The sequence below is a fragment of the Marinifilum sp. genome, from assembly GCF_965230805.1.
GTDB lineage: Bacteria > Bacteroidota > Bacteroidia > Bacteroidales > Marinifilaceae > Marinifilum.
In genome coordinates this window covers 1,653,454-1,666,290 of record NZ_OZ246019.1, presented here as the reverse complement: position 1 = coordinate 1,666,290, position 12,837 = coordinate 1,653,454, and the positions used below count along the sequence as shown (strand labels likewise).

The window sequence follows — 12,837 nt, the reverse complement described above, 5'->3', positions numbered from 1 at the left end:
AATAGCTTTAAAATGGAGACTGGAAAAATCAAAAAAAGAGGCCAATTTAAAATTTTATTATTATTCATTCTGGTTGGTATTGTTGGCAATACATTGGCAAATCCCACTACAGTGGAGATTAGAGATAGCTTACTCAACCTTCCTTTATTTAAAAATGAAGATCTACTAAAAATTGAATTAAAAACCGATTTGGCTGCATTGATTAATGATATAGCCGAAAAAAGAAGCTATCATCAAAGTGAGTTGAAAATACTGAATGCAAAAGGAGAGTTGGATCAATTTAGCCTTAAAGTAAAGACAAGAGGTAATTTTCGTCGCAGAAAGCAAAATTGCAATTTCCCACCATTACGCTTTAAAATTCCGGTAAAAGACGCTAAAGAAACCGAGTTCGAAGGACAATCAAAGTTAAAATATGTAAGTCATTGCCAGTCTTTTATCGATGGCTATGAGCAGCATACAATTGAAGAATATCTGATTTACAAGATGTATAACCTTGTTTCCGCACATAGCTATCGAGTGCGATTGGCACAGGTTTCCTTTATTGATACCAATGCATCTGATACCTTAACCAGGTTTGGTTTTTTTCTTGAAGATAAGGATGATGTTGCCACACGCAATGGCAAGCAAATAATGAATTTCAAAAATATAAAGCAATATGAAATAATGCGCAACAACATGGTAATGCTTTCTTTGTTTCAATTGATGATTGGAAACGCAGATTGGGATGTTGGGAGATTGCACAATATAGATGTCATGTCGGTAAGTGAGCATAGTATCCCTGTAGCTGTTCCTTTTGATTTTGATTGGTCGGCCATTATAAACCACTCTTATTTTACCTTGTCTCCAAAAATATCTCCCAATGCCAAATACAAAAGATTGTATAAAGGAATGAAATGGAGTTCCGAAGAATTGCAAAAGGCATTTGCGAATTTTAAGGAGCTTAAACCATTATTTCTTAAAGTTCTTAATCAATGTGAATACTTAAACCAACCCAATAGAATTAAAATGATTGGATATATTGAAGAGTTTTATCGTTTAATCAATTCTAAAAAGGACGTAAAAGATGTGATTGAGAAAAAAGCACCAAAAATTCCAAGGAAATGATAAAAAAAACAGTTTTTGTTTAAAAAAAGCTTAAAAATATTGTCACAATTGATAAAAAATGGGGGTGTTTCTATAAAATTTATCAATTTTTACAACAGTACCCCATTAAAAGTTGCATATGGTTTTGTAGAGTTTATTTTTTTTCTCACTTTTGTATTGTGTAGGAAGGGGGGTGTTAAGCAAAAAGTCTGTTTTTTTTGCTGAAGACCCCTAAATAATTGAAGATTATAAACAATTAACTAAAATTCTAAAGTTTATGACCACCATTAGATTTCAAGCGTTGAATGAATTGCTAACTAGACAGCCAAAATCGGTATCGTTGCCTTCTAATAAGGTTACAGACTACTATGGTGATTTAGTTTTTAATGTAGAATCAATGCGAAAGTATCTGTCAAAAGATGCTTTTAAAGCAGTAATGATTGCTAACCAAAAGGGAGGATCTATCGATCGAAAAATGTCAGACGGTATTGCTTTGGGGATGAAATCCTGGGCAATTGAAAAAGGAGCTACGCATTACACCCACTGGTTTCAGCCTTTAACAGATGGTACTGCCGAAAAACACGATGGATTTATCGATTATGGTGATGGTGGTAATATGATTGAAAATTTTTCAGGTGAATTGTTAGCTCAGCAAGAGCCGGATGCATCATCTTTCCCATCAGGTGGGATTCGCCAGACTTTTGAAGCTCGTGGTTATACGGCCTGGGATGTTTCCTCACCAGCATTTATCATCGGAACAACTCTATGTATTCCAACTGTATTTATTTCCTATACAGGAGAGGCTCTTGACTATAAAACCCCTTTATTAAAAGCCTTGGCTGCTGTTGATGAGGCTGCTGTTGATGTTTGCCAGTATTTCGATAAGAACGTAACAAAAGTAAATGCCAATTTAGGTTGGGAACAGGAATATTTCTTGATCGATGAAGCATTGTATCAAGCTCGTCCGGATCTTGCGTTAACGGGTCGTACACTTATGGGACACTCATCGTCTAAAGATCAGCAGTTGGATGATCATTATTTTGGATCTATTCCAGAGCGTGTGTCTAAATTCATGATTGATTTAGAATTGGAATGTCATAAGTTAGGAGTTCCGGTTAAGACTCGTCACAACGAGGTTGCTCCTTCTCAATTCGAGCTGGCTCCTATTTTCGAAGAAGCCAACTTGGCAAATGACCATAATCAATTGGTTATGGATGTAATGAAAAGAATCGCTCGTCGACATAAGTTCCGTGTTTTATTCCACGAAAAGCCATATGCAGGGGTTAACGGATCAGGGAAGCACAACAACTGGTCTTTAAGCACAGATACTGGTGTTGTTTTAATGGCTCCGGGTAAAAATCCGAAAGGAAATATGCAGTTCCTTACTTTTGTTGTAAATACATTAATGGCTGTTTATAAGAATCAGGATCTTCTTCGTGCATCAATTTTAACCGCATCGAATAGTCACAGATTAGGAGCTAACGAAGCACCTCCATCAATTGTTTCTGTATTCTTGGGTGACGAAGTGTCTAAGATGTTGAAGAAAATTGTAGAAGAAGTTGGTGATAAGAAAATGACCCCAGACGAAAAAACAGCTTTAAAGTTAGGTATTGGTCGTATTCCCGAAATTATTTTGGATAATACCGATCGCAACCGTACATCTCCTTTTGCCTTTACAGGAAATCGTTTTGAATTCCGTGCGGTTGGTTCTTCTGCAAACAATGCTGCTGCAATGACTGCATTAAATGCTGCAATGGCTGTTCAGCTGAAAGATTTTAAAGCTGCAGTAGATCGATTGGTAGCCGAAGGAATCAAGAGGGACGAAGCCATTTTTCAGATGCTTAAGAAAATGATTATTGAATCGGAACCCATCCGTTTTAACGGTGATGGTTACTCAGGAGCTTGGGTGATCGAAGCTAAAAAACGAGGTTTAACTAATATTACCAGTGTACCTGAATCTCTTTCGAAATACCTTGATGCGCCAGCGAAAAGATCTTTGGTGGAAAGTGGTGTAATGACAGAGAAAGAATTGGAAGCTCGGGTTGAGGTTGAAATGGAAAAGTTCACCATGAAAATTCAGATCGAAGCACGTGTATTGGGTGATTTAGCGATTAATCACATTGTTCCAACTGCTGTTGCTTATCAAACCAAACTAATCCAGAATGTTCAGGGATTAAGAGACATTTTCTCAGAGGAAGAATTTCAGGAATTGGCTGGAGCCAGAAAAGAATTGATCAAAGAAATTTCCGGACATATCTCTTCCATTAAGGCTAAAGTAAAAGGCATGGTTGAGGCTCGAAAAGAGTGTAACGTGATTGAAGATGGACATAAAATGGCTTTCGCTTACGATCAGAAAGTTCGTCCATTCCTTGAGGATGTTCGTTACCATATTGATAAGCTGGAGCTTGTGGTTGATAATGAAATGTGGCCATTACCGAAATATCGAGAATTGTTATTTAATAACTAACCCACAATTATATTATTTAAAAGGATGTTCATCTATATGGACATCCTTTTCTTTTTGGATGTACCATGTCGATAAAATATTTATTTTTATACCCTATAATCGAAGATACTATCTCATGAAAATTTTTTCTTTTGCAGGATTATTTTGCACCATAGGCTTATTTATATCATGTTCTTCTCAGTCATACATAAATCGGGGGAATAAAATGTTGGAATCCGGAAGGTATTTTCATGCACAAAATATGTATGAAAAGGCATATAAAAAGGAGAAAGACAGGGATCGAAAAGCCGAAATTGCATTCAAGAACGCCAATTGTTTTGATGAAATCAACCAATTAAAAAAAGCTGCTTCCTGGTACAGAAAGGCAATCATGAATAGGGATACTTTTGTTGATGCGGTGAAAAACCTGGGATATGCAGAGTTAAAGAATTACAGACTGGAAGAGGCAGAAGAGAATTTCTGGGAATATATCGATTTAAAACCGGAAGTAGAAGAGAGTGATGATGCAGCCAAAATATTAAAAAGAATTTCGTATTGGGAAGAATTTCCAGGTAGATATAAAGTGGAGATTTTAAAAGAATTTAATTCTTTAGCCAGCGATTTTGCTCCTATTTATATGGGGCAAGATACCAATGTGATCTTTTTTACCTCGAATCGAAAACTGAAAGATAAAATTAAGAAAGATGGCGTAACTGGCGAGTATTATTCTAACATACTGGAATCGCACTATTCAAATGAGGTGGTTCGTAAATCTAGAAAGAAGAAGGGGCGCAAAGCCAAAACTCGTAAGTTCTTAACCGACACTTATCAATGGAGCAAGCCTTTGGGAATTGGCGATACCATTAATTCGGAATGGAACGAAGGTGCAGCTTGTTTTACTTCCGAAGGTGATATTTTCTATTTTACTTCTTCGCAAAAAGTGAATAAAAATAATCAGGGGACCAAGATTTTTGCCGTGCAAAGGCAAAATGGAGAATGGGGAAGAGTTGCTCTTCAGGAATTGGTTCCGGATTCTTTATCTGTAGGACATCCTTCAATATCTGCTGATGGATCAATTCTGTATTTCGTTTCGGATATGCCAGGAGGTTATGGAGGAAATGACATCTGGATGAGCAAAAAAAGTGGAAGTGGCTGGACAGAACCTCAGAATTTGGGGAAACCAATCAATTCTGAAAAGGATGAGCTTTTTCCTCATATCCGTGACAACGGAAATCTTTACTTTGCATCCGATCGAGATGGAGGCATGGGAGGATTGGATATTTACATGGCAAAAAGAAAAGAAAGTGGAATGTGGGAGGTTGACAATATGAGATACCCAATCAATTCAACTGCTGATGATTTTGCCATTCATTTTCAACCAAATAATGAGAAAGGCATGTTTTCTTCTTCACGCAAGAAAGGAAACGATGACCTATACCGATTTGATTATGTGCCTTTGCAGTTCACCTTTTTGGGTCAGGTTGTAGATTCTGAATCCAAAGAACCGATCAAAAGAGCTGGTATTAATTTGGTATCGACGGATGGAGAACAGCTTGATGCAAAAACGGATGATCAGGGTAATTTCCATTTTAAATTGAAACCTGATTTGGAATACATTGCAATGGTATCGAAGGATGGATATTTGAATGGGAAAGAACAGATAAGCACCATTGGAATCCAGGTAAGCAGAAATTTTAAATCGATGATCGGTTTAAAGCCAATCGAAAAGCCAATTGAACTGCCAAACATATTCTACGACTTTGGAAAATGGAGCCTTCGTGAAGAATCGAAAGAAGCTTTGAATGGATTAGTGGAAACTTTAAATGATAACCCTAAAATTACCATTGAACTGGGATCGCATACTGATTTTGTGGGAAGTGAATCAACCAACAAAGGCCTTTCTCAAAAAAGAGCACAATCGGTTGTTGATTATTTAATTGAGAATGGCATTTATTGGGATCGTTTGGTGGCACATGGTTACGGAGAATCGCAACCAAGAGTGGTAAGCAAGGAGATATCAGAAGAATATGATTTTTTAGCTGAAGAAACCGTTCTTAGTGAGAAAAATATATGGCAATTGACTTCAAAGCAAAAAGAAATTGCAAATCAATTAAATCGAAGAACGGAGTTTAAGGTCTTGTCTACTGATTATGTGCCCGGCCCAAACTCAAAAGTAAAACCAGGTTCTTCACCAAATCAGCTGGGAAATACATTAATTAAGGATTTGAATAAAGTGCAAGGCGTGTTTTATACTGTCCAGATTGGTGCATTTAGTGAAAGAACCGTTCCGGGAGTAATTCAAAATTTTAAGGTAGTTTTTAAAGCTCCTCTAAATCAAGGATTACTTAGATATACCACTGGAATTTACGATAGTTACGAAGAAGCTAAAATCGAATCACAAAAGATAAATAAGAAAGGAATTAAAGCCTTTGTAATCGCATACTATAAGGGTAAAAAGATTACCTTTGCCGAAGCAAAAAAATTGAAGGAGTAATTTGTGTATAAGATTGACAAACCATTGTGGATGTTTTCATTCCAGGCATTAAAATCCCAATCGATTACCATTTTACTTTTACCTTTTATTCTAAACAAGCATGAGAAAAGACGAAAGATATAGCCTTAGAGGAGTTTCGGCTTCAAAAGAAGATGTGCACAGTGCAATTAAAGATCTTGATAAAGGACTGTTTCCAAATGCCTTTTGCAAGGTAATTGCCGATTACCTAACCAATGATGATGAATATTGCAATATCATGCATGCTGATGGTGCTGGAACCAAATCATCACTGGCTTACATGTATTGGAAAGAAACTGGAGATCTTTCTGTTTGGAAAGGAATAGCTCAGGATGCCTTAATCATGAATATAGATGATTTACTTTGTGTTGGGGCAGTTGATAATATTCTTTTGTCATCTACCATTGGAAGAAACAAGAACCTCATTCCGGGAGAAGTGATTTCAGCCATTATCAATGGAACCGAAGAATTGCTTGCCGAGTATGCCAAACTAGGTGTAAACATTTATTCAACAGGAGGCGAAACTGCTGATGTGGGCGATTTGGTTAGAACCATTATCGTTGATTCAACTGTTACTTGCCGAATGAAGCGTGAAGATGTAATCACCAATGAAAAAATTCAGGCTGGCGATGTAATTGTTGGGCTTTCATCTTCAGGCATGGCAAGTTACGAAACCCAATACAACGGAGGAATGGGATCGAATGGCTTAACATCTGCTCGTCATGATGTTTTCTCGAAATATCTGGCGGAAAAATACCCCGAAAGTTTCGATAATGCAGTTCCCGCAGATTTGGTTTATTCGGGTAAGTGTAAATTAACAGATTCGGTTGAGGGAGTTGATATCGATGCTGGAAAATTGGTATTATCGGCAACCAGAACCTATGCACCAATTGTCAAGAAAATCTTAGATCAATATCGTTCTCAAATTCATGGTATGATTCACTGTTCGGGTGGAGCGCAAACAAAAGTGATGAACTTTGTTGAGAATCTACATGTGATTAAGGATAACATGTTTGATGTGCCACCGTTGTTCAAACTAATTCATGAGCAAAGTGGAACCGCCTGGGACGAAATGTATAAAGTATTTAATATGGGTCATCGATTTGAATTGTATGTTCCACAAGAAATTGCAGAAGATATCATTGCCATTTCTAAAGAGTTTAATGTGGATGCTCAAATTGTAGGCCGATGCGAAGTATACGAAGGTAAGAAACTAACGATTAAGAGCGAATTTGGTGAGTTCGTTTATTAATCGATAATCACGAAATAAAAAAAAATGAGGCTCTCTCAAAAGGATTTTGTATTAGGGTAGGTATCTGTAAAATTTTTCAAATACTCAACTCACCAACACATAAATCTACTTTTAAGACAGCCACATTTTTTTAATCATTTATTTCGAAGCCCCATTCTTTAATCACTTTGGGCTCGTCAGGATAAACAGCAAGAAGTAAATTTCTGATACTGCGAATTTCACTTGAGATAAACTTTAAATCGTTAATTTTTGTGTGATCAAAAGATTGTTTTTTAGTACTTGGTTCTGAATCCAGATCTTTAAATTTTCTGATTTTTTTAGATTTTTCAACTAGGCGATCCATGTCAACAGCTCCGTTTAAAAGACTCTTTTTCTTGTTGTGTTCGTGTCTTTTATTAATTTTTCCTAACAATCCCAATAACTGATCTTCGTTCCGGGGTATTCTAACTTTAACCATAAGCATTAGATTAGGTGGTGATAACTAATCGAATAATAAAATTCAAAATTATGTTGTTACAGATAAAATTAGAAGTTGCAATTTGCTTCTTTAGCAAATGTAAAATTTTAAAAAAAACTATTCTGGTTAAAAGGTATTTGGGTTTGTAAATAGGTTTTTTAAATTTTTGCTTCTTCTTAGTAAATAAAATTAGGTTTTGATCTTTAAAAAGTAAATAGGGAGATTAAATTTTTTTCAATTTAAAACCATGATAATTTAAGCTTGAGTAAACTCAATGTTAATATTTTGGTAAGCTTTTTGTTCGGTTGGAATTTTAGTAATTTGATCTATTTTAAGTTATTAATAACCTATAATTCCCTACTTGAGTCTTAAAGTCGTATTATTTTTCTAATTTTGTCCAAAATTTAGAAGCATGAGCAATAATTTGATCCTGGATAAATTAGAGGGTGTCTTTATCAGATTTAATGAGGTTGGTCAATTGATTACCGATCCTGAAGTAATGGGAGACATGAAACGCTTTGTTAAGCTTAGCAAAGAATATAAGGAATTGGAAGCAGTTACTGAAGCTGCGAAAGAATATAAAAATGCCGTTGACACAATTGCAGAGTCTAAAGATATCATTGCAAATGAATCTGATGAGGAGTTGAGGGAAATGGCAAAAATGGAATTGGAAGACTTGGAAGTGAAGTTGCCGGATATGGAACAAAATATCAAATTGTTATTGGTTCCTGCTGATCCTGAAGATTCTAAAAATGCAATTCTCGAAATCAGAGCTGGAACAGGTGGTGATGAGGCGAGTATTTTTGCAGGTGATTTAGCTAGAATGTATACCAAATATTGCGAGTCGAAAGGATGGAGGGTTTCGATTTCAAGCTTCAGTGAAGGGACTTCGGGAGGTTACAAGGAGATTGTAATGAATGTAAATGGAGAAGGAGTTTATGGAGTACTGAAGTATGAATCTGGTGTTCACCGAGTGCAACGTGTTCCACAAACCGAAACTCAGGGACGGGTTCATACAAGCGCTGCTTCAGTGGCTGTATTGCCCGAAGCTGAAGAGTTTGATGTGGATGTTAAAGAAAGTGATATCCGTAAGGATACATACTGTTCTTCTGGTCCTGGTGGTCAGTCGGTAAATACAACCTACTCGGCAATTCGATTGACTCACATTCCAACTGGAATTGTAGTAACATGTCAGGATCAGAAATCGCAGTTGAAGAATCTTGCCAAAGCAATGGTAGAACTTCGTTCGCGTATTTATGCAATGGAGCATCAAAAATATTTGGATGAGATTTCATCAAAACGCAAGACGATGGTTTCAACAGGTGACCGTTCGGCTAAAATTAGAACTTATAACTACCCACAGGGTCGTGTAACCGATCATCGTATCAATCTAACCCTTTACAATTTGTCGGCAGTAATGGACGGGGATGTTCAGGAAATTATCGACAAACTTCAGATTGAAGAAAATGCAGAGCGACTTAAAGAAAGTGGTTTGTAAATATATTTGGCAGTGGTGTTTCCACTGCTTTTTTTGTATTAACTGGTAAATAACCAATAGCAACATGAATTATAGGGCATTATTTGAACAAATCAAGAAAAAGAAAAGTTTCCTTTGTGTAGGTTTGGATAGCGATATCAAAAAAATCCCTGCTCACCTTTTAGGTCTAGAGGATCCGGTGTTCGAGTTTAATAAAGCAATTGTTGATGCAACAGCAGAATATACTGTGGCTTATAAGCCAAACATTGCTTTTTACGAGTGTCGTGGGGCTCAAGGTTGGATTAGTCTGGAGAAAACGGTGAATTATATCAAAGAAAATTATCCTGATATTTTCTTAATTGCTGATGCAAAAAGAGGGGATATTGGGAATACATCGAAAATGTACGCAAGTGCATTTCTGGAAAATATGCCTTTCGATTCTATTACAGTTGCTCCTTATATGGGTGAAGATTCGGTAACTCCATTTCTGGAGTACAAAGATAAATGGGTAATCTTGTTGGCTTTAACATCTAACAAAGGAGCTTTTGATCTTCAGTTTTTCCAGGAAGGAGAGCAAAAGCTGTTCGAAAAAGTACTGGAAAAATCCCAAGAATGGGGTACAAAAGAGAATATGATGTATGTGGTTGGTGCTACAAAGGCAGAAATGTTAGGGGATATCAGGAAAATTGCTCCTAATCATTTCTTGTTGGTTCCCGGTGTAGGTGCACAAGGAGGAAGCCTTCAGGAAGTGGCAAGATACGGCATGAACCAGTCGTGTGGCTTATTGGTGAACTCCTCAAGGGGTGTAATTTTTGCTGATGTTAGCGAAGATTTTGCAATTGTTGCTGGACAAAAAGCAAAAGAGTTACAGTTGGAAATGGAAGATCTTCTAAAAGAAAAATCGGTATTGTAAAAAGTATCTATGATGATTGTGAAGCGGCGGTGATAACAAACGTCGCTTTTTTGTTGTCTTTTTATCAATAAATTCTTAGATTCACACACTTATGATAAAAATATTATTGTATGACTGAAGAATTTTTGCAATTTATTTGGAAGCACAAGCTGTTTAGAGATCAAAATCTATATTCAACCTGTGGAGATAAGATTGAGGTAGTTAATGTTGGTAAGCAAAATTTGGATGCCGGTCCTGATTTTTTTGATGCTCGAATTAAAATTAACGAAGTGTTGTGGGCAGGTAATGTTGAGGTTCATATCAAAACATCCTTATGGTACCAGCATAATCATCAGAAAGATCCTGCCTATGAAAATGTAGTATTACATGTTGTTTATGAAGATGATGCTGAGGTGTTGTTAGTGAATAGAAGATTGCCTTGTTTGATGTTGAAATTTGACCAGGAGCTTCTGAGTAATTACAATCGACTTATGCTTTCGACCAGATGGATTCCATGCTTTGATGAGATTCGTTTGGTTGAAAAATTTTTTGTCCGCAATTGGTTGGATAGGATGATACTTGAACGACTGGAAAGAAAATCAGCGGATGTGAAAAAAATGTTACTCCTTAATAAAAATTCCTGGGAAGAAACGTTTTATCAGATTGTTGCCAGGTACTTTGGGATGAAAGTAAATTCCGACCCTTTTCAACAATTGGCACAGGTACTTCCTTTAAAGATTTTGGCTCGTCAAAAGAATTCATTGTTGCAAATAGAAGCATTGTTGTTTGGACAAGCTGGTATGTTGAATGATTCTGTGGAGGATAATTATTATATAGAGCTTCAGCGAGAATACTTGTTTCTTGCAAGTAAGTATGAGTTAAAGCCTTTGCCTTCTCATCGATGGAAATGGTTGAGGTTAAGGCCGGGTAATTTTCCTACTATTCGGATAGCACAATTGGCGGCTCTTATCCATAAATCATCTTCCTTATTCTCGAAAGTTCGGGATTGTTTAAATTATAAAGATATTCAGCAATTGTTCGAAATCCAGGTTTCAGACTATTGGAAGAGACATTATCAGTTTGGAGTTGAATCAAAGTTAATAAGTAAGAAACTGGGTAAAACGATAATCAATTCAATCTTAATTAATTCGGTTGTTCCCATTTTGTTCTGTTATGGCGATAGGAATGGAGATGAGTTGATGAAAGAAAAAGCTTTAAGTCTTTTGGAAGAGATCCCTGAGGAAAAGAATTCTATCATCGATAAATGGAAGGAATGCGGAGTGATGGTTAATTCATCTTGGTATTCTCAAGCTTTATTGCAATTAAAAGTGAATTATTGTGATAAATTCAGATGCTTGCAATGTGAATTTGGAAATCGAATTATTCGATTGAAGAATTATGAGCCGCATACCAAATAAGTGTATACACTTGTAGCTGATTTATGGAGATTGATTATCTTAGATTATTATAGATTTGCTCCTATGAATAGACAAAAAATCTGGGAAGAAAACATTCGAACGTTAAGTATAGCCATGTTTTTTCTTGTGCTAACCGTTATGGTTGGTACAGCTGGTTTTATGTATCTCAATGAGGCATATAGCATTGTTGATGCATTGTACATGACAGTTATAACAATTTCAACTGTCGGGTTTCAGGAAGTTCATCCTCTTTCAGATTCTGGAAAATTATTTACTGTATTTTTAATATTTATAAGTTTTGGGATTTTTGGATATTTAGCCTCAGCTGTAACCAGATTCATATTGGATGGAGTTTTTCGTAGAAATTTAAAAGATTATAGGATTGTGAGGAAAATTGAAAAATTAAGCGGTCATGTAATAGTCTGTGGTTTTGGCCGAAATGGTAAGCAGGCAAGTTTGGAGCTCATTCAACATGGCGAGGATGTTGTGGTTGTGGATTCAAATGAGATTGCAATTGAGAAAGTCCGTACTTTCCCTGATTTACTTTTTATTCAGGGGGATGCCACTATGGAAGAGGTGCTTGATATGGCAAATATATCCGAAGCTAAAGCATTGATTACTGCAATTCCCAATGATGCAGAAAATGTTTATGTGGTTTTAACCGCTCGTGAAATGAATCCGGGTTTAAAAATTATTTCACGCTCTTCCAATAGTCAATCTGATAGTAAGCTGAAAAGAGCTGGAGCTAATAATGTAATAATGCCAGATCGTCTGGGAGGTCAACAAATGGCAAAGCTGGTTGCCCAACCTGATGTTGTTGAATTTTTGGATAATATTCTTTTGCAATCAACAAAAGGAGTAAAGCTGGAAGAAGTAAGTTGCCAAGGACTATCGGGTTGTTTTGTAGGTAAATCAATAAAGGATTTAAATGTTAGGAATAGATCTGGAGCTAATATCATTGGTTTGAAGGATAAAGATGGTGGATATGTATATAATCCATCTCCCGAATTGGTGCTCGAAAAGAATTATCATCTTTTTGTGTTGGGAAATAAAGAACAGGTCAATAAATTGAAGGAACTTTTACTGAATGGAGCGTAGAAAATCGAGGATTATACAAAGCACATAAAAATCACAACTTAGTTGTGGTTTTTTTTATTGTTGTAAATCAATGGTTTGCAACTTTTCTTTATTTTTTTTTGAAAATATTTGGAAGTGTGGACTTGCATCTATTATATTTGCATCCACTTTCAACGGAGAGTGGATTTATAAAATGGTTGTTTAGTAGTATTTTATAGGCAGT

The 12,837-nt window shown here is 36.2% G+C and carries 9 protein-coding genes; 8 read left to right on the top strand and 1 reads right to left on the bottom strand.

The genetic code is table 11. From position 1 onward, the window contains the following. Window positions 1-12 precede the first annotated feature (12 nt). The 4 genes from ACO05S_RS06595 (at window position 13) to ACO05S_RS06580 (ending at window position 7,293) form a co-directional block, all read left to right on the top strand. Window positions 13-1,104, top strand: coding sequence for a hypothetical protein (locus ACO05S_RS06595; RefSeq protein WP_421920729.1), 1,092 nt, complete (start codon window positions 13-15; stop codon window positions 1,102-1,104). Window positions 1,105-1,360: 256 nt separating this feature from the next. Then, window positions 1,361-3,550: a glutamine synthetase III gene (locus ACO05S_RS06590; RefSeq protein WP_421920728.1), complete on the top strand. Its 2,190-nt coding sequence runs from the start codon at window positions 1,361-1,363 to the stop codon at window positions 3,548-3,550. Window positions 3,551-3,755: 205 nt separating this feature from the next. Then, window positions 3,756-6,023 carry an OmpA family protein gene (locus ACO05S_RS06585; RefSeq protein ID WP_421920727.1) on the top strand — a complete coding sequence of 756 codons (2,268 nt, stop codon included), beginning with the start codon at window positions 3,756-3,758 and terminating at the stop codon, window positions 6,021-6,023. 100 nt (window positions 6,024-6,123) lie between these two features. After that, window positions 6,124-7,293, top strand: a complete 1,170-nt coding sequence (locus ACO05S_RS06580) for an AIR synthase related protein (protein WP_421920726.1) — start codon at window positions 6,124-6,126, stop codon at window positions 7,291-7,293. A gap of 130 nt (window positions 7,294-7,423) precedes the next feature. On the opposite strand, the gene ACO05S_RS06575 is transcribed toward ACO05S_RS06580, so the two are convergent. Continuing rightward, window positions 7,424-7,750: a hypothetical protein gene (locus ACO05S_RS06575; protein WP_421920725.1), complete on the bottom strand. Its 327-nt coding sequence runs from the start codon at window positions 7,748-7,750 to the stop codon at window positions 7,424-7,426. A gap of 412 nt (window positions 7,751-8,162) precedes the next feature. Here ACO05S_RS06575 and prfA point away from each other — a divergent pair, with 412 nt between their 5' ends. The 4 genes from prfA (at window position 8,163) to ACO05S_RS06555 (ending at window position 12,635) form a co-directional block, all read left to right on the top strand. Then, the gene (gene prfA / locus ACO05S_RS06570) at window positions 8,163-9,248 is read left to right on the top strand and encodes a peptide chain release factor 1 (RefSeq protein WP_421920724.1); all 1,086 of its coding nucleotides are present in this window, start codon (window positions 8,163-8,165) and stop codon (window positions 9,246-9,248) included. A 64-nt stretch (window positions 9,249-9,312) separates the two neighbouring features. Continuing rightward, window positions 9,313-10,140: an orotidine-5'-phosphate decarboxylase gene (gene pyrF / locus ACO05S_RS06565; RefSeq protein WP_421920723.1), complete on the top strand. Its 828-nt coding sequence runs from the start codon at window positions 9,313-9,315 to the stop codon at window positions 10,138-10,140. Between the two features lie 110 nt (window positions 10,141-10,250). Further along, window positions 10,251-11,537, top strand: a complete 1,287-nt coding sequence (locus ACO05S_RS06560) for a DUF2851 family protein (RefSeq protein WP_421920722.1) — start codon at window positions 10,251-10,253, stop codon at window positions 11,535-11,537. Between the two features lie 63 nt (window positions 11,538-11,600). Beyond that, window positions 11,601-12,635 (top strand): potassium channel family protein, encoded by a 1,035-nt coding sequence (locus ACO05S_RS06555; protein WP_421920721.1) that lies wholly within the window; start codon window positions 11,601-11,603, stop codon window positions 12,633-12,635. The last annotated feature ends 202 nt before the right edge of the window (window positions 12,636-12,837 follow it).